This is a genomic window from Exiguobacterium aurantiacum DSM 6208, from assembly GCF_000702585.1.
GTDB lineage: Bacteria > Bacillota > Bacilli > Exiguobacteriales > Exiguobacteriaceae > Exiguobacterium > Exiguobacterium aurantiacum.
This window is the reverse complement of record NZ_JNIQ01000002.1, coordinates 34,551-53,163: the sequence shown is the minus strand read 5'-3', so window position 1 is coordinate 53,163 and position 18,613 is coordinate 34,551. Positions and strand designations below refer to the sequence as shown.

The following is an 18,613-nucleotide window of genomic DNA, read 5'->3' as shown; positions in this document are numbered from 1 at the left end:
TTTATTGGAAAGACTAAAGGCAGTGCAGGGGTAATATCTTTCACTTTTTGATTTGTACTTGCGATTGCAACTAAAAGTATAGGAGTGGTGACGTGAAAAGAACAGTTTTGGTGACAGGAAGTAGCAAGGGTCTTGGTGCTACGATAGCAAAAGCTTTAGTTGAAAAAGGGTTTAATGTAGTGATTAACTATTACAAAAGTAAAGAGAAGGCAGAAGGACTTGTTTCGGAGCTCGGTGAACAAAATGCTATAGCTCTATACGCTGATGTGACAAATCGCCAAGAAGTGGATGAGATGGTGAAAGTGGCGACCAACTATTTTGGTCAAATTGATGTGGTGGTCAATAATGCATTGGTAGACTTCAAATTCGATCCGATACAGCAAAAGTCTTTTATAGATCTTTCATGGAAAGATTATCAAAGACAGCTGGATGGAACATTAAAAGGGGCCTTCAATGCGATTCAAAGTGTCTTACCCCAATTCATGGAGAGACAAAACGGAAGTATCATCAGTATTGGTACGAATCTCTACCAAAATCCAGTTGTCCCCTACCACGAGTATACAACCGCAAAAGCAGGACTTATAGGTTTTACACGCAATATAGCCTCTGAACTGGGACAATACGGAATTAAAGCAAATGTCGTATCAGGTGGTTTGTTGAAAGTGACTGATGCCAGTTCAGTAACGTCTCAAGAGGTCTTTGAACTGATTGCTAATTCTACACCTTTGAGAAAAGTGACAACTCCGGAACAGGTGGCCCATTTGGTCGTTTATCTGTCATCTAAAGAGGCGGAAGGTATCACAGGGCAAAATTTCACAGTAGATGGTGGACTAACGATGAACTAAATGTATTATTACCTCCATATGTAAGATAGGAAGGCATAATATATTGGTCTAGTCTTAGGGGGAAGAGTAATGACGGTTATTCAAAAGAATCAACTTAATATAGGGGTTTTGGTTTATGGGTGTGGACATCATCAGGCTGCGTGGTTGATGCCGAACTCAAGTGTTAACCGGGTAGGGGAGATAGAATATTATCAATCCTTGGCGCAGTTAGCTGAAAAAGGATGCTTTGACGCTGTCTTCTTCGCAGACAGTCAATCTTTCCTGGCACAAGAACCAAATGAAATACCGGCATTTTGGTTCGACCCATTAATCAATTTGACAGCTATTTCTCAGGTGACAAAATATGTAGGGCTCGTCTCAACCATCTCGAGTACTTTTTCAAATCCTTTTACAGCCTCAAGACAGTTGTTGAGCCTAGAACATATTACAAATGGAAGAGTGGGTTGGAACCTAGTGACGTCTATGAGAGATGAAGAAGCATGGAATCACGGCATGGAGAGTCTTCCATCCCATGAAGAGAGGTATAAGAAGGCAGATGAATTCGCAGAATTGATGCATAAACTTGGATGGGCTACACTCAATTGGACATAAATGAAGAGGTCGATTAGACTGAAACAAATTATGAACATGAGGAGAACATCAAACATGACAAAGAGAGCGCACCGCGTTTACACAGATGAATTCAAAGAACAGGTCGTCCAGCTCTATCTTAACGGGAAGCCGAGGATCGATATCGTTCGCGAGTACGATTTGACACCATCAGCACTGGGACGTTGGATCAACCAGAGCCGTGCGACCGGTTCGTTCAAGGCAGAGGACAACCTGAGCGACGAGGCCCGTGAACTCCGTGACCTGCGCAAGCAAGTGAGGCAACTCGAGATGGAGAATGACATTTTAAAGCAAGCCACGCTGATCATAGGACGAAAGTAACTGTCATCAAGAACAATATGCACAAATACTCGGTATCAGCAATGTGTAAAGTCCTGAAACTGTCAAGAAGTACCTTCTACTACGAATCCAAGAGGCGACCGGCGGTCGACGATGTGACCGGTGATGTCATCGAGATCTTCCGCCGCAGTCGTGACAATTATGGGACGCGCAAGATCAAGGTCGAGCTACAGCGTATAGGGAAGCGTGTGTCACGCCGACGCATCGGACGCATCATGAATGAGCAGGGGCTCGTGTCCTCCTACACCGTCGCACAATTCAAACCGAAACGAAGCAATCCTAACGAGTCCACGGTGAAAAACGAGCTGAATCGTGAGTTCCGTCAGGAAAAGGAACTGTCGGTCATCGTGAGCGATTTGACATACGTCAGGGTCCAAAACAAATGGAACTATGTCTGTGTATTTGTCGACCTGTTCAATCGGGAAATCATCGGACATAGCGTCGGCGAACGCAAGGATGCGGACCTGGTGGCCCGGGCGATCGCAACAATTCCAGCTGATCTCCGTCGGGTAGGCATGTTTCACACCGACCGTGGGAGCGAATTCAACAACAAACTCGTGAGCGACACGTTGCGCAGCTTCGGGATCCGTCGTTCGCTCAGTGACAAGGGGTGTCCTTACGACAACGCAGTGTCAGAGGCGACGTACAAGGTTCTCAAAATCGAGTTCGTCAAGAAGCAGACTTTCCTGAATCTGACGGTTCTCGACCGTGAATTACGTGATTACATACATTGGTTCAATCACATCAGAATCCATGGGACATTAGGTTACCTGACACCGAAAGAATATAAAAAAAGAGACCTCTTAAAAAATGTCTAGTTAAGTGTTGACAATCCAATCCAGATCCAGACAGTACGGAGGAAGCGGTCTTGGCCTGGCGATTGCGAAAGAAATCGTCGAATCGCACGGTGGTCTCATGACGCTTCAAAGTGAGTACGGACAAGGGACAACCGTCCTGATAGAATTGAAAAGGGGGGATTCGCTTGCAGAAAGTGCTGTTGGTTGATGATGAACAACGAATGCTGGATTTAGTGGCTTTATATTTGAAGCCGCATCAGTGCCTCTGTAAAAAAGCACTGGGAGCTCATGAAGCCTTCGACTATTTGGAATCGGAACCTTTCGATCTCGTCTTACTGGATATCATGATGCCGGAAATGGATGGCTGGGAACTGTGCCGCGAAATCCGGAAATTTTCGGATGTGCCAATCATTATGCTGACGGCGCGGGAACAACAGGAGGATATTGTTAAGGGATTGAATATCGGGGCGGATGATTACATCACAAAGCCGTTTAATGAAGATGAGTTGCTGGCCCGGATGGGGGCGCTGCTTCGCAGGAGAACTCCGAAAAATACCATTGAAGTGGACGGTTTGGTGTGGGACAAAGACCGGTTTGAACTTACGTACGGCAAACATATCATCAAATTGACGCCAAAAGAATTTCTGATGGTGGGCCACCTGATGAAGAATGCCGACAAAGTGTTTACGAGGGAGCAGCTGATCCAGTTAATTTGGGGATTCGACTCAGAGACGGAAGGGCGGACCATCGATTCGCATGTGCGAAATGTTCGGGAAAAAATCCGCCAGTCCGGTTTTCCGGTCGATGATCATTTTCTCACGGTTTGGGGAATCGGCTACAAATGGATCCATGAAGCAGAATGATGCTTGATAAAAGAAAAGGTCCGTCGGAAAATATTGATATGCTCCCCAATAGGTAGACAGATGAAATAACAAATCTGTTTATCTGATTGGGGAGTGTTTTTTATGGCGAGAAGTCGGCATTCAATCGAACAAAAACTGAGTGCACTACGGATGATGGAAGAAGAAACATATACGTGGAAGGAAATCGAGGAGGCCCATGACGTCTCTGAGCATACCCTCCGGGTGTGGAAAGTGAAATTCGAGACCGGCGGAATCGACGCCTTGAAGGAGTCGAGGACATGGAAACTGTACACAAAGGAACAGAAAATAGCGGCCGTACGTGACTATCTCGATGGGGTCACCATGGTGGAAGTCCTCTCCAGACATCAAATCAGTAGTCGTTCGGTTCTATATCGGTGGATCAAGAAGTATACTAGTCATAGCGAGTTAACAGATTCGAGAAAAGGGATGGATCGAGCTATGACAAAAGGGAGAAAGACCACATTCGAGGAACGCATGGAGATCGTCAGGTATTGCCTGGACAATGGACGGAACTATCAACAGACGGCCGAGATATTCGCCGTGTCGTACCACCAGGTCTACGGCTGGACGAAAAAATATGACGCCGACGGCGTGCACGGGCTCGAGGACCGGCGCGGACGGACGAAGCAAGAAGAGGAACTGACCAACGAAGAGAAGCTCGAACGTCGCATCCAACAGATCGAGCGGGAGAACGAGCGCCTGCGGGCCGAGAACCTGTTCCTAAAAAAGTTAGAGGAGATCGAGAGGAGAGGTTGATCAGCCAAATCCGGCTACAATTACGTTACATGGCGATCGAGGAAATGTCGACGACCGACACGTTCCCGGTCGTGCTCCTGTGTGAAATCGCGCAGGTCTCACGGGCCGCCTACTACAAATGGTTGAAGCGTACCGTCTCGGTACGCGAGGAGGAGAACTTGGGCTTACTGGAGGACATCCGTCTCCTCTATGACCAGGTGAACGGGACCTACGGCTATCGACGGCTCACCATGACAATCAACCGCAGACGACGTCAACATGGCCTGCCGGCATACAATGAGAAGCGGATCTATCGTCTCATGCGCATCCATGAGATCCGTTCGGTCATCCGCCAGAAACGAAAGCGGCATAAGAAATCGTCACCGCAACATGTGGCCGAGAACCTGATGAACCGGGAATTCAGCGCGTCCCGACCGGACGAGAAGTGGTGCACCGACGTCACCGAGTTCAAATATGGCGCCGGGAAGAAGGCGTATCTGAGCGCGATCATCGACCTCTATGACGGCTCGATCGTCGCCTATCGCATCGGGAAATCCAACAACAACGCGCTCGTCTTCCAGACGATGATCCCAGCCATCGCGGGGCTCCGTTCAGGAGCGAGTCCGATGATCCATAGCGACCGAGGGTTCCAATATACCTCGAGAGGGTTCAAACGCATGGTGGAAGACGCGGGGCTGACCCACAGCATGTCCCGGGTCGGACGTTGTCTCGACAACGCCCCGATTGAGGGTTTTTGGGGTACCCTGAAAGTCGAGATGTACTATTTGCGTGAGTTCCAGGCCTACAGCGAACTCACATCAGCCATCGAGGCCTACATATCGTTCTACAACCATGATCGTTTCCAGAAACGACTAAACGGCTTGAGCCCTGTCGAATACAGGACTCAAGCCGCCTAGGCTGGTTTTCATTATTTGCCCTGTCTACTTGACAGGGAGCAGTTCATATTTCCGACGGGCCTTTTTGAGTAAGGTTATGCGGCGTTACGGCAAGCTTCTGCACATCTACGGCAAGCTTCCGCACAGCGTCTGCAATGTTCATGATGATCGGCGTGCTTCTCACATTCCTCTGCGCAAGCTTCGCAAATGGTTGCGCAAACGGCTGCCAGTTCGGAAACGAACGGTGAATTGTGAGTAATGGCATGTTCCAAAAATGCACAAATGTCCGCGCATTCCCGGTCTAATCGAATGCACTGTGCTAGCATCTTCACATCGTCTTCCTGCAGACAAGCGTCAAAACAATGGTTACATTCCGCTGCACAATCATGTAATGCCCGAATCAATTCCTGATGTTGTTCATGAGCCAAGTTAAAACCTCCATTTCTTATTTTTGCTTCATTTACTGGATTTCCCTCTCCTTTCCAAACTAAACAGAAATACCGAAACTCCATAGAAACTGCACATTTTATAGACAAGTAATCAAATATTAAAATCAATGGTGCGGTTTTTTTGGGGGGTCATTGTGAACTTCTAAATTAGAGTCATGGAAACAGCGATAAAGTAAAATGATACTAAACACTTGATATACCCTATCGGGGTATGTTAAGTTTAAGGAAATATTACTTTAGGAGGAATAATAATGATTGAAACATTAAAAGTACAAGGTATGTCCTGCGGCCACTGTGCAAACTCGGTTGAAACGGGCGTCGGTGAACTCGAAGGGATTTCATCTGTGACAGTTGATCTTAAAAAAGGCGAAGTGGCAGTAGACTATGATACTGCCAAGACATCATTAAACGAAATTCAGAAAGCGATTGAAGAACAAGGGTATGACGTCGTATAAGGGTGCTTTCACAGCACACTTTACTTTTAAATGAAATATACCCCCGCGTGGTATATTCGTCAAGAACTTTGTGAATGTTAAGAATGTAAATAGGGTTAAATAGGATAAGAACCACTAGTTTGGAGGAGGCGCACTGAATGGCTAAAAATGATAAAGACCATCACCACCATCAAGACGAACAGGTAGATCACAGTAAAATGGATCATTCCAAACATGTTGGGCATTCGTACCATGAAGACCAAGTGAAAGAAGGCATTCAAGACGACAGCAATCCTGCCAAAATTCATGATGATCATGCCCATCACAATCATGGTGGCCACGATCATAGTGACCATGGACATCACCATCATGGGAATTTCAAAGAAATTTTCCTGAAGTCGCTGCCCTTGGGCATTGTCATTCTATTATTGTCGCCGATGATGGACGTTCGGCTTCCTTTCCAATTTACTTTTCCATACTCGGATATTGTGGTCGCTGTATTAGCAACTATCTTATTGGTTTATGGCGGAAAACCCTTCTATCAAGGTGCAATCGCTGAATTTAAGGAAAAAGCACCGGGCATGATGGCCCTTATTTCATTAGGGATATCCGTTTCCTATTTGTACAGCATTTACGCCGTGCTGGCACGCTACGTAACCGGCGATCACATCATGGATTTCTTCTTTGAATTCGCGTCCTTGCTGTTGATCATGCTCCTTGGACACTGGATCGAAATGAAGGCTATCGGAGAAGCAGGAGACGCGCAAAAATCGCTCGCCGAATTGGTGCCGAAAGATGCACATGTGGTATTGGAAGATGATTCGATCGAGACGCGTCCCGTAAATGAGCTGAAAGTCGGAGACCTTGTACGGGTTCAGGCCGGAGAAAACGTCCCTGCCGATGGCATCATCAAAAGAGGCACCTCGCGGATCAATGAAGCTTTGCTGACGGGGGAATCTAAACCCATTGAAAAAGGAGCCGGAGACAAAGTGATCGGCGGTTCCACGAACGGTGCAGGCATCTTATATCTTGAAGTACAGGAAACCGGCGACCAATCGTTCATTTCCCAAGTACAAACCCTGATAAGCCAGGCGCAGGATCAACCTTCAAGAGCTGAAAATCTGGCTCAAAAAGTAGCCGGCTGGCTGTTTTATATCGCCATTGTGGCGGCTTTCCTCGCTTTTGTCGTTTGGCTGTACATTGCTGACATTCAAACCGCTGTTCTTTTTACGGTTACGACATTAGTCATTGCATGTCCACACGCTCTCGGCCTTGCCATTCCGCTGGTTATTGCACGAAGCACCAGTTTAGGTGCAAGCCGCGGGCTGTTGGTGAAAGACCGCGAAGCATTGGAGCTGGCAACTAAGGCTGATGTAATGATACTGGATAAAACGGGTACATTGACTACTGGCGAATTTAAAGTTTTGAACATGGAAACACTGGATGGTCAACATACCGAAGCCGAAATCGCGGCGTTAATGGCAGGGATTGAAGGCGGGTCCAGCCACCCAATCGCCCAGTCAATCGTCCAATACGCTGAGAAACAAGGGATTCAGCCTGTCCACTTTGATTCGATTGATGTTGTGTCGGGTGCGGGTATAGAAGGAAACGCCAATGGCCGCAAATACGAATTGATCAGCCAAAAGGCACTTGGAAGAGATGTAGCGGTGGATGTTCCCAAAGGGGCAACATTAAGTATACTAGTTGAGGACGGGAATCCGATCGGTACGGTCGCATTAGGCGATGAATTGAAAGAAACGAGCAGAACGCTGATACAGGCATTGAAGCATTACAATATAAAACCGATTATGGCTACAGGTGACAATGAAACGGCTGCCCAAGGAGTAGCAGAGGAACTGGGCATTGAATACAGAGCCAATCAATCACCGCAAGATAAATATCATTTAGTGGAATCACTGAAAAATAATGGACAAACGGTTATCATGGTCGGCGATGGCGTCAACGATGCACCATCCCTTGCAATAGCAGACGTTGGGATAGCAGTCGGTGCCGGAACTCAAGTCGCCATCGATTCCGCTGATGTGATTTTGACTCAGTCAGATCCAGGCGATATTGAATCCTTTATCGAATTGGCCAATAAAACAACCAGTAAAATGAAACAGAACCTCGTGTGGGGAGCCGGTTATAACTTTATTGCCATTCCCATAGCGGCGGGTGTTCTAGCCTCCATTGGGATTACGTTGGCTCCTGCCGCAGGAGCAGTTCTGATGTCCGTGTCCACGGTTATCGTGGCTATCAATGCGATGACATTGAAACTAAGAAATAGAGCTGTTTAACACCGTGTTTAATTGTCGTACACGAAAAGTGCTGCCTCCCAAAAGTTGAATTTTCTTTAACCTTGGGGGCACAGTTTTGTATTAGGTTAAAGTCAAACGGAGGTTTGAAGACTTTGGATAATTAAATATATTTTTATAGTTAACATATGAGGAATTATCGGTAGTAATTACAATAGCAAAATATAAAGAGGAAGACGGATGCTGATTAGCGTCCGTCTTCCTCGTTTGACTGTAAAAGTGTACTTTTACGAACGGCTTTTATGAAGCTAGTGAAGAGCAGTTAAGGGTTTTAACGGCAGTGTTATAAACAAAAAGCACAACCAGCTGCAGATGTTCAATGAAAATCTTTAACGAGGTGCTGGAGAAATAAGCGTCCTCCAGGTTCTTTCCCCTAAATAAATGATGTCACGAAAGATTATATCGGTTCAGTAAACCCTATAAATAGGATAAAAACATAAGATTAACCGTCAGAGGAGGGATTTTCGGATTTTTTGTCTAACCTAGGAATTCAATCTACTTATCTGTTTAGTCAGCTAATCATGCAGATATAAAGTGACCATCACCATATCCCCACCACTTTTACCGATCGCATCTCTGATTTCATGATTGATGGAGATAATCTTGTCTTCATTTTTTCTTGGAGCTAAATTAATGTTTTTTATTTCAAAATCATCAATGGTCCCAGATACTTTTAGGTATCCCCATTTCCCTTTAATACCGGCTGTTCCAGGAAGTCTAATGTGATATGTCCATGCTCCAAATCCCTTTTTGTATTGTAATTCGAGTTTCTGATTGTCAATTATTTTAATCATTATAAGTCATCTCATTTCTCATTAAGTTTATCAAGAATCAAGAGCTAGCGGTATCTGTCGCTGCTGAAAATCGCATTGTATCCTGAAAGATGGACATGGAAAGCAGAAGTTTCATTAGGTAGCCACATTCAAACGAGTGCTTAACATGCATGCTTAAACTGTGCATAAAACAGGGCTCAATTCAGATAAATTGATCAAAACGTCGAACTACGAAAAAAGTCGTTGATAGCGCTTTCGGTCACATGCTATCTTGTAGTCGATGGAACGTAACTGTTTATTCAGGCATAACCTAAGAGCTTGCACACGTTATTCTGAGTGTACCGCTTTTTTTAGGTTATGCCTTTTTGTGTGGACAAGCACCTAAAAGAGAGGGACCTAATATGAAAGTTGTGAAAGTTTTTAACAATAATGTCGTTTTGATTGAAAATGATAATAATGTTGAAGAAATAGTGACTGGAAGTGGCATTGGTTCGGTATTCGAGAGGGAGACACCTTGAGAGATGTCAAAATCACACAAAAGTTTGTACTAGAACAACAGGCATCTGTGCATGAGCTGGAAGCACTTCTACAACGAATCGATGTGAAGGACATCGAATTGGCCGGCGATATTCTCCAACTTTATGAAACTGAAGTAGGGAATACGGTCAACAACATGGCTCTCCTTGGACTAGGTGATCACATTAATTTTGCGGTCGAACGTGCGCGAAAAGGGATGAACTTCCGTTCTGCGTTAGAGTGGGAAATTAAGCAGTTGTATGCGAAAGAGTACTCGGTCGCATCGGCGGAGATGAGTTCGTGATCCTTTCGCCTTATCCTTTGGACTTCAAGAAAGCGACATTTAAATACGAGCTCTCAATCGGAGATGTGCCGGTGACGCTCGATGCTTCAATTGGAGAAGCTGCTTATCCGACAGACGGGGACTCACTAGAGACACTGATTTTGGTCGCAGATGATGCGATGTACATACAAAAATATACATGATTGAGTCACGACATGCCATGACTCGACAACAAAAGAGAGTGTACACGTTTCGACGTCGAAATGTATACACTCTTTTATATATCCATCAAAGTGGAGTCGAATCGATTGTCTGGAAAGCACTCTGTCCCTTTAGAAATATACACATCTCAAAGTATTGTCGTCGCTTTTGATTATATATGACCATATATCATTTTTTTGTATACAAAAATCTAGATTGATCAGGAGAGGTAATTATCGAGATTAGGCGGTACGAGCGTAAGGTTAAGAAGGACTCGATAAACTCATCAAAGATTCTTCCAACAACCGGGACTCTTCTAACAGTTCTTTTAACGTATTGCTATATGGGTTCAATGAGATTTGAGTATGTCCGATACCTCCAAAACTGAACGAACATTGCATCAACACACCCAGGAATGTGTACTCGTGTAAAACAATACGAATTCCGGGTCGTCGCTTAGCCTCGCCAAGAGAGCAGCCTCACGTTTTTGAGGGGGAAGTTGTTGAAAGACTGGATCACCGATCGATTGATAATAGGGTCACAAGCGTAAAGTGTAGTAAATTTAGGTTCGAGAGCAGCTGCGTGGTCATAGATGAGTTTAAAATGTCGAAGATCATTGTCATTCACTTGTGACAGAAGATGCAAGAAGAAAGTGGAATCATACGAATATTTTTGTGACTATGGATATGACGAGATTAGCGAAGCCACATATAACGAATTATGCAACTAATTATTTTTCGTTCGTCTATACAGTAATTTAAAAGTTGATAAAAAGATGAGTTTCTGGACATTAGAAACAAATAAAAAGGGCTTGGAATAGCCCTTTTATCATAATGTGAAAAAACGAACAAAATTATCTGTTTAACCTTCGTTAACGGGAATTACTATTAGAAAAATCATTTTATGTTTTTCATTCAAATATTCACTTGAATATTAACCAAGGAAAGGTATATACTATATTCAAGTGAACACTTGAATATCAATGGGGTGATAATGTGAATAAGAAAGATACTTGTGAAATTTTTTGTTATGACGAGGAAAAGGTCAATCGAATACAAGGTGATTTAAAAACAATCGATATTGTTAGTGTTGCCCAAATGTTAAAAGCAATTGCGGATGAAAATAGGGCAAAGATTACCTATGCTTTGTGTCAAGATGAAGAGTTATGTGTGTGTGATATAGCAAATATTATTGGTATTACGGTGGCAAATGCTTCTCATCATTTAAGGACCCTTCATAAGCAGGGGATTGTAAGATATAGAAAAGAAGGAAAACTAGCGTTTTATTCGTTAGACGATGAACATATTAGACAAATAATGATGATTGTACTAGAACATAAGAAAGAAGTGAATGTCAATGTCTGATCAAAAGGCAATAACATCTGAACAAGAAATGAAGGCCTATCGTGTACAAGGTTTTACTTGCGCAAACTGCGCGGGTAAATTCGAAAAAAATGTAAAACAGCTATCTGGAGTTGAGGATGCAAAAGTAAATTTTGGTGCATCTAAAATTGTTGTTTATGGTAATGCAACGATAGAAGAACTAGAAAAAGCAGGTGCATTTGAGAATCTCAAAGTGACACCTGAAAAATCTGCTCGCCAAGCATCACAAGAGGTAAAAGAAGATACGAAAGAAGATAAAGTGCCGTTTTATAAAAAGCATAGTACTCTACTTTATGCTTCCTTATTGATTGCCTTTGGTTATCTTTCCTCGTATGTGAATGGAGAAGAGAACATTGTTACTACCTTATTGTTTTTAGCATCCATGTTTATCGGAGGATTATCACTTTTTAAAGTTGGTTTGCAAAACTTACTACGTTTTGAATTTGATATGAAAACCCTTATGACAGTGGCTGTTATAGGTGGTGCTATCATTGGGGAATGGGGAGAAGTGGCCATTGTTGTCATTCTCTTTGCGATCAGTGAAGCTCTTGAACGATTCTCTATGGATAAAGCAAGACAATCGATTCGTTCATTAATGGATATTGCACCAAAAGAGGCACTCGTTAGACGAAATGGGCAAGAAATGATGATCCATGTGGATGACATTGCCATTGGTGATATTATGATCGTGAAACCCGGCCAGAAGATTGCCATGGACGGGACTGTAGTAAGCGGCTATTCGGCTGTTAACCAGGCGGCCATTACGGGCGAGTCTGTTCCTGTTGCGAAAACGGTTGATGATGAAGTGTTTGCAGGTACCTTAAATGAAGAAGGATTACTTGAAGTAGAAATAACGAAACTTGTAGAAGATACAACAATTTCTAAAATTATTCATCTTGTAGAGGAAGCACAAGGGGAACGTGCTCCTTCGCAAGCATTTGTTGATAAATTCGCAAAATATTACACACCGATTATTATGATCATTGCAGCATTAGTTGCTATAGTCCCTCCATTATTCTTTGATGGCAGTTGGGAAACATGGATTTATCAAGGATTAGCTGTTCTTGTTGTCGGCTGTCCTTGTGCATTGGTTATTTCCACTCCGATTTCCATTGTTTCAGCAATCGGGAATGCAGCGAAAAAGGGCGTTCTTATAAAAGGCGGTATTTATCTAGAAGAAATGGGTGCCTTAAAGGCCATTGCATTTGATAAAACGGGCACACTAACAAAAGGTGTCCCAGTGGTAACTGATTTTAATGTGTTGAACAAGCAGGCAAATGAAAAAGAATTGCTGTCCATCATTACTGCATTAGAATATCGTTCCCAGCATCCTCTTGCTTCAGCCATCATGAAAAAAGCAGAAGCGGAGAACATTAATTATTCTGACGTACAGGTAGAGGATTTCTCTTCTATCACAGGAAAGGGTATAAAGGGTATCGTAAACGGGACGACTTATTACATCGGTAGCCCGAAACTCTTTAAGGAATTATTGACTAATGATTTCGATAAAGACTTAGAGCAAAATGTTACTACTCTTCAAAACCAAGGCAAGACAGCTATGGTGGTCGGAACTGAAAAAGAAATACTTGCTGTGATTGCGGTAGCGGATGAAGTACGTGAATCAAGTAAAGACGTTATTCAGAAATTGCATCAACTTGGCATCAAAAAGACCATTATGCTTACAGGCGATAACCAAGGTACCGCGAATGCGATCGGCGGCCATGTTGGCGTATCGGATATTCAGGCAGAACTGATGCCAGAGGACAAATTAAACTATATTAAACAATTGAGATCCGAGTATGGCAACGTAGCAATGGTAGGAGATGGGGTCAATGATGCACCTGCATTGGCGGCCTCAACAGTTGGGATTGCAATGGGTGGAGCTGGTACAGATACAGCACTGGAAACGGCAGACGTTGCTTTAATGGGAGATGATTTAAGAAAACTTCCATTCACTGTGAAACTAAGCCGTAAATCCCTAAATATCATCAAAGCTAACATCACCTTTGCAATTGCCATTAAATTTATTGCCTTGCTATTGGTCATACCGGGCTGGTTAACACTTTGGATTGCCATCCTTTCAGACATGGGGGCAACTCTTCTGGTAGCGTTAAATAGTATGCGGCTTATGCGGGTCAAGGAATAAAAGGGAAAAGGGCTTTCTGGTTGTCTGGAAAGCCCTTTTTCTTACCATGTATAGAAATTTGGGGGTTAGTTACATTAAAAATGATTAAAAACGGGTATACGTTACAGGTTGGTTCACAGCAGTTTTAGGATTACATATTGCACGAAAACGGTTCTGTTTTTTCGTGAAAGACCGTTCGTTTATTTCATTCTGAAATCACCGGAGGAGGAAGCTAAAATGACAAAAGATGTCGATTTGTTAGTAATAGGAGCAGGATCTGGAGGTTATGTGGCGGCCATACGGGCGGCCCAGTTGGGGAAAAAAGTGGTTCTGGTAGATAAAGCAGAACTAGGGGGCGTTTGCCTTAACCGGGGGTGTATCCCATCAAAAGCTCTTATTAGTGCGTCTGAGCGGGTAAAACATATTCAACACGCCAGTGCAATGGGCATCAAGGTTTCTGGTGAAGTTCAAGTAGATATGCCGGAAGTAGTAAAGTGGAAAGACGGCATCGTGAATAAGTTAACCAGCGGGGTTAAGACCTTACTGAAAGGCAATGGAGTAGAGGTAATCAGTGGAGAAGCCTATCTTACTAAACCCTATACGGCTAAAATCAAAATGAATAACGAAGAACAAGTATATTCCTACAAAGATTTAATCCTTGCGATAGGATCTTTGCCTTTCGAACTAAAAAGTATGCCATTTGATAAAAAAAGAATCATTTCTTCCACTGAGGCATTGGTGCTGCAGGAAGTACCAAAACATTTAGTTGTGGTAGGCGGTGGTTATATTGGTTTGGAGCTGGGCACTGCTTATGCCAAATTCGGATCAAAAGTGACCATTCTCGAAGGGTCCAACACGATTCTTCCAGGTACCGATCCTATGCTTACAAATGTGGTAAAACGGCATCTAAAAGAACTAGGTATCACAGTTGTAACCAATGCTCTGGTCCAAGGCGGAGAAAACACAGGGGATGAAGTAAAAGTTCGTGTACAGGTTGATGGCAAGGAGGAAGTGGTTAACGGAGATTATTGCTTAGTTTCTATAGGAAGAAAGCCGAACACAGGGAAAATTGGGTTGGAAAATATCGGAGTAGAATTAGACGAGCGTGGTTTTATTAAGATAAATGAGAAATGCCAGACAAACGTGGAGCATGTTTATGCAATAGGTGACTGTGCTGGCGGATACCTCCTTGCCCATAAAGCTAGCTACGAAGGAAAAGTAGCTGCAGAAGTGATTAGCGGACAAAACAGCATCATTGATTTTCAAGCCATGCCTTTTGTTATCTTCAGTGATCCTGAAGTTGCCTACACAGGATTAACAGAGAAAGAAGCAAAAGAACAGGGATACGAAACGGTTTCCAGCCGTTTTCCATTCCAAGCGAACGGAAGGGCATTATCTGTTTCAGATGCAGATGGCTTTGTGCAGATTGTAGCCGAGAAGAACAGCAAAAGGGTGTTAGGCGCACAGATGGTAGGACCAGAAGTATCGTCGCTTATTGCTGAAGCAGTTTTTGCCATTGAATCTGGAGCAACTGCCGAAGATCTAAGCCTTACAATCCATGCCCATCCAACGTTGCCTGAGCCATTGATGGAAGCGGCGGAAGGTGTGATGGGGCACGCCATTCACATGCTGAATAAAAAGAAATAATGTGAATGCAGCAGACCTGCACTTTTCATAAGTGCAGGTTAAACTTTTCATTTAATGGAGTGGGGGAATTAATGGACATTTTGTTTTACGTCCTAACTGCGGCTTTCGCAAATGTCCTGGGTGGCTTTGTGATCTTTCTTAAAAAAAATTGGTCTAGAAGGGGCTTAAATGGCTTAATGGCGCTGAGCGCCGGGATACTTTTCGCTATTGCGATTATGGATTTAATACCAGAAGCATTAGAAATTCAGGAATCCAGTGCCCTATATATTGTTATTGGATTTGGTTTGATCTTTTTGTTCCAGCAGTTTCTTGCACCCCATTTTCATTTCGGAGAAGAGACTCATAAACATTCTCATTCTCAAAGCACAACCTTTAGTGCTTTATTGGGCATGCTGGTTCACACGTTTTTTGATGGTGTCTCTATTGTAGCCAGTTTCAAAATAGACGAGAGAATAGGATTTGTTGTATTGATTGCTGTATTAATACATAAAATTCCGGATGGTTTAACGATTTCTTCCATCGTATTTGCAAGCTTTGAAAGCAAGAAGAAGGCGATAGGAGCATCTTTCTTATTGGGTCTATCAACGATAACAGGCGCGATCGCAGCCGTGTCTCTAACACAATTTTTTATGGTAGATAGCAGCATCCTCGCGATAGCTCTTTCCATTACAGCAGGAATATTTCTATACATATCTACCGTTGACTTGCTGCCTGTTGTTAGTGCCACTGAAGACAGAGTCGTTATTCTTTTCTTTTTTGTAGGGATATTGCTATATTTTGCTCTTCACTGGATAGGGGAGCTACTTCCCGTATATTTACACTAAGCAGGGGAGAACCTATTCATAACATTCAAACATACGTGTGAATGTTTTAATAACTTACCATGGAGTTGATAAAAGTGGCTTTGACTATTATTTCCGCAATTGGGGCTTTCTTAGTAACCAATATTGATGATATTTTTGTTTTGATGCTGCTGTTCTCTCAGGCAAATGCACAGGCTAGAGCGACTGGCGGTTTAAAGATGAACGCGCAGACAAAGAGTAACCGGATCTACCCTAAAGATATAGTCATTGGGCAATACTTAGGTTTTGCCTTGCTGGTTTTGATCAGTCTTTTGGGAACTTTTGGCGTCATGTTGATTCCAGAAAAATGGGTTGGATTGCTTGGTTTAATTCCGATCTATTTAGGGATTAAACTGTTTATTAAGGGTGAAGATGAAGATGAAGGTGCGATCCTCTCCAGTTTAAACTCAGGGAGATTTAACAAACTATTTATGAGTGTAGCCTTCATCACATTCGCTAATGGCGGGGACAATATCGGCATCTATGTGCCTTATTTTACAACTTTAAGTGTGAATGAACTGGTAATTACGGTTATTATCTTCTTTATAATGGTTGCTGTCTGGTGTTTTGTAGGATATCGTTTAGCTTCCTTCAGACATGTTTCTGAAGTTTTGGAGAAATACGGAAGATGGATTATCCCTATAGTCTTTGTTGGATTAGGGGTATACATCATGGCAGAGAACGAAACGTTTAGTGCCCTTTTGAGTTTAATAAATTATTAAAAAATAATCTGAACTGCCCCCCGTCAAGTAGACAGTGGAAATAATAAAAGTGATTTAAGCGGCTTTCGCTCTATATTCTTTAGGGCTGAGGCCGTTTAATCGTTTTTGGTATCTTTCGTGATTATAAAAATAGATGTACTCATTTATGGCAATGTTAAGTTCTTCAAAGGTCTGATACTTATGTAAATAATACTTTTCACATTTTAACGTGCCGAAAAAAGATTCCATTGGTCCATTATCAATACAGCGACCAACCCGTGACATACTTTGAGTCATTCCTGCCGCCTCTAATTTACGCTTGAACGCCTTAGAGGTGTATTGGAATCCACGATCACTATGAATCAGTGGGTGTTCTTGATGCAATCGTACGATTGCCTGGTCAAGCGTTTTAAATACCAGTTGATTATTATTAGAGTGTCCCAGCACATAGCTAATAATGGATCCGTCATAAAGATCACGAATCACACTGAGATAGGCCTTCTTAGATAGGCCATATTTAAATTCTGTCACATCCGTTACCCATTTCTCATTCGGCTTTTCAGCTGTGAATTCACGGTTTAATACGTTCTCTGCCACATGTTGAGGTGACGACTTTTTGTGCCGTTTTCGCTTCTGGCGGATGACCGAACGGATCTCATGGATACGCATGAGACGATAGATGCGCTTCTCATTGTATGCCGGCAGGTCATGCTGGCGTCGTCTGCGATTGACCGTCATGGTGATCCGTCGATAACCGTAGGTCCCGTTCACCTGGTCGTAGAGGAGGCGGATGTCTTCCAATAGGCTCAAGTTCTCTTCTTCGCGTACCGAGACGGTACGCTTCAACCATTTATAGTAGGCGGCCCGTGAGACCTGCGCGATCTCGCACAGGAGCACGACCGGGAACGTGTCGGTCGTCGACATTTCCTCGATGACCATGTATCGCAATTGTAGCCTGATCTGGCTGATCAACCTCTCCTCTCGATTTCCTCCAACTTTTTTAGGAACAGGTTCTCGGCACGAAGGCGCTCGTTCTCCCGCTCGATCTGTTGAATGCGACGTTCGAGCTTCTCCTCGTTGGTCAGTTCCTCTTCTTGCTTCGTCCGTCCGCGCCGGTCCTCGAGCCCGTGCACGCCGTCGGCGTCATATTTTTTCGTCCACCCATAGACCTGTTGGTACGACACGGCGAATACCTCGGCCGTCCGTTGATAGTTCCGTCCGTTGTCCAGGCAATACCTGACTATCTCCATGCGTTCCTCGAATGTGGTCTTTCTCCCTTTTGTCATAGCTCGATCCATCCCTTTTCTCGAATCTGTTAACTCGCTATGACTAGTATACTTCTTAATCCATTTTCGAAGAACAGATCCATCACTGATTTGATAGTTGGAGAGGACTTCCATCGTGGTGGCCCCGTCGAGGTAGTCACGGACGGCCGCGATTTTCTGTTCCTTGGTGTACAGTTTCCATGTCTTCGATTCCTTCAATGCGTCACTCCCGCCGGTATCGAATTTCACTTTCCACACCCGGAGGGTATTCTCAGAAACGTGATGAGTCTCCATGATTTCCTTCCATGTATGCGTTTCTTCTTCCATCATGCGCAGTGCAGCCAGTTTTTGTTCGATTGAATGCCGACTTCTCGCCATAAAAAAACACTCCCCAATAGAATAAACAGATTTGTTATTTCATCTGTCTACCTATTGGGGAGCATATCATTCTTGAGTCAGTTATTCTTTTTGTTTATTTAGGGTCTTCGGAATATATAGTGGAATTACTTTCTTAATAGTTTAAAAACAACTGGTGTTTAAATCGGATTTTCTGGTGGGATGTTAGGATAATCAAT

17 protein-coding genes and 2 pseudogenes are annotated in these 18,613 nt (G+C 43.5%); 16 read left to right on the top strand and 3 right to left on the bottom strand.

Annotated elements, in window-relative coordinates:
* The first annotated feature begins 92 nt into the window (after nt 1–92).
* From P398_RS0115630 to P398_RS16735, 6 genes and pseudogenes are all read left to right on the top strand, one after another.
* Complete coding sequence (locus tag P398_RS0115630; RefSeq protein WP_029336160.1) at nt 93–845, top strand: 3-oxoacyl-ACP reductase; 753 nt, start codon at nt 93–95, stop codon at nt 843–845.
* A gap of 69 nt (nt 846–914) precedes the next feature.
* A pseudogene (locus tag P398_RS16240) lies at nt 915–1,409 on the top strand (LLM class flavin-dependent oxidoreductase); the annotation flags it as partial.
* A gap of 81 nt (nt 1,410–1,490) precedes the next feature.
* Nucleotides 1,491–2,611 (top strand): IS3 family transposase gene (locus tag P398_RS0115615; RefSeq protein ID WP_115336730.1). Its coding sequence is split into 2 segments (ribosomal slippage): nt 1,491–1,740 and nt 1,740–2,611, totalling 1,122 coding nucleotides; the frame shifts between segments, so codons are not numbered across the junction.
* A gap of 19 nt (nt 2,612–2,630) precedes the next feature.
* A pseudogene (locus P398_RS16740) lies at nt 2,631–2,798 on the top strand (ATP-binding protein); the annotation flags it as partial.
* Nucleotides 2,776–3,453 carry a response regulator transcription factor gene (locus P398_RS0115610; RefSeq protein ID WP_029336158.1) on the top strand — a complete coding sequence of 226 codons (678 nt, stop codon included), beginning with the start codon at nt 2,776–2,778 and terminating at the stop codon, nt 3,451–3,453. The pseudogene P398_RS16740 and the gene P398_RS0115610, both read left to right, overlap by 23 nt.
* A gap of 102 nt (nt 3,454–3,555) precedes the next feature.
* A protein-coding gene (locus P398_RS16735; protein WP_115336706.1) for an IS3 family transposase occupies nt 3,556–5,126 on the top strand; the annotation gives its coding sequence in 2 pieces (ribosomal slippage) (nt 3,556–4,195 and nt 4,195–5,126; 1,572 coding nt in all).
* A gap of 74 nt (nt 5,127–5,200) precedes the next feature.
* Here the strand turns inward: P398_RS16735 and P398_RS16730 are convergent.
* Complete coding sequence (locus P398_RS16730) at nt 5,201–5,533, bottom strand: four-helix bundle copper-binding protein (RefSeq protein ID WP_081828355.1); 333 nt, start codon at nt 5,531–5,533, stop codon at nt 5,201–5,203.
* Nucleotides 5,534–5,805: 272 nt separating this feature from the next.
* On the opposite strand from P398_RS16730, the gene copZ reads away from it, so the two are divergent.
* Both copZ and P398_RS0115590 read left to right on the top strand, forming a co-directional pair.
* Complete coding sequence (copZ, locus tag P398_RS0115595) at nt 5,806–6,009, top strand: copper chaperone CopZ (protein ID WP_029336157.1); 204 nt, start codon at nt 5,806–5,808, stop codon at nt 6,007–6,009.
* A gap of 137 nt (nt 6,010–6,146) precedes the next feature.
* Nucleotides 6,147–8,285: a heavy metal translocating P-type ATPase gene (locus tag P398_RS0115590; protein WP_029336156.1), complete on the top strand. Its 2,139-nt coding sequence runs from the start codon at nt 6,147–6,149 to the stop codon at nt 8,283–8,285.
* Between the two features lie 533 nt (nt 8,286–8,818).
* Here the strand turns inward: P398_RS0115590 and P398_RS0115585 are convergent.
* Nucleotides 8,819–9,097, bottom strand: coding sequence for a DUF1905 domain-containing protein (locus P398_RS0115585; RefSeq protein ID WP_029336155.1), 279 nt, complete (start codon nt 9,095–9,097; stop codon nt 8,819–8,821).
* A gap of 380 nt (nt 9,098–9,477) precedes the next feature.
* On the opposite strand from P398_RS0115585, the gene P398_RS16725 reads away from it, so the two are divergent.
* The 8 genes from P398_RS16725 (at nt 9,478) to P398_RS0115550 (ending at nt 16,794) form a co-directional block, all read left to right on the top strand.
* Nucleotides 9,478–9,594: a CAT RNA binding domain-containing protein gene (locus tag P398_RS16725; protein ID WP_081828354.1), complete on the top strand. Its 117-nt coding sequence runs from the start codon at nt 9,478–9,480 to the stop codon at nt 9,592–9,594.
* Nucleotides 9,591–9,896 (top strand): PRD domain-containing protein, encoded by a 306-nt coding sequence (locus P398_RS16235; protein ID WP_051638972.1) that lies wholly within the window; start codon nt 9,591–9,593, stop codon nt 9,894–9,896. Before P398_RS16725 ends, P398_RS16235 begins: the two co-directional genes overlap by 4 nt.
* Before the next feature lie 17 nt (nt 9,897–9,913).
* Nucleotides 9,914–10,078, top strand: coding sequence for a hypothetical protein (locus P398_RS0115575; protein ID WP_235263542.1), 165 nt, complete (start codon nt 9,914–9,916; stop codon nt 10,076–10,078).
* A 993-nt stretch (nt 10,079–11,071) separates the two neighbouring features.
* Nucleotides 11,072–11,440: a Cd(II)-sensing metalloregulatory transcriptional repressor CadC gene (gene cadC / locus P398_RS0115570; protein ID WP_003322301.1), complete on the top strand. Its 369-nt coding sequence runs from the start codon at nt 11,072–11,074 to the stop codon at nt 11,438–11,440.
* Nucleotides 11,433–13,604 (top strand): heavy metal translocating P-type ATPase, encoded by a 2,172-nt coding sequence (locus P398_RS0115565; RefSeq protein WP_029336151.1) that lies wholly within the window; start codon nt 11,433–11,435, stop codon nt 13,602–13,604. The genes cadC and P398_RS0115565 overlap by 8 nt, the downstream gene beginning before the upstream one ends.
* Before the next feature lie 216 nt (nt 13,605–13,820).
* Entirely contained in the window at nt 13,821–15,230 is a 1,410-nt protein-coding gene (gene lpdA / locus P398_RS0115560; RefSeq protein ID WP_029336149.1) for a dihydrolipoyl dehydrogenase, read from the top strand.
* Nucleotides 15,231–15,289: 59 nt separating this feature from the next.
* Nucleotides 15,290–16,054, top strand: a complete 765-nt coding sequence (locus tag P398_RS0115555) for a ZIP family metal transporter (RefSeq protein WP_235263535.1) — start codon at nt 15,290–15,292, stop codon at nt 16,052–16,054.
* Between the two features lie 59 nt (nt 16,055–16,113).
* Nucleotides 16,114–16,794: a CadD family cadmium resistance transporter gene (locus P398_RS0115550; RefSeq protein ID WP_029336146.1), complete on the top strand. Its 681-nt coding sequence runs from the start codon at nt 16,114–16,116 to the stop codon at nt 16,792–16,794.
* A gap of 54 nt (nt 16,795–16,848) precedes the next feature.
* Here the strand turns inward: P398_RS0115550 and P398_RS16720 are convergent.
* Nucleotides 16,849–18,416 (bottom strand): IS3 family transposase gene (locus tag P398_RS16720; RefSeq protein WP_115336729.1). Its coding sequence is split into 2 segments (ribosomal slippage): nt 16,849–17,765 and nt 17,765–18,416, totalling 1,569 coding nucleotides; the frame shifts between segments, so codons are not numbered across the junction.
* Nucleotides 18,417–18,613 lie beyond the last annotated feature (197 nt).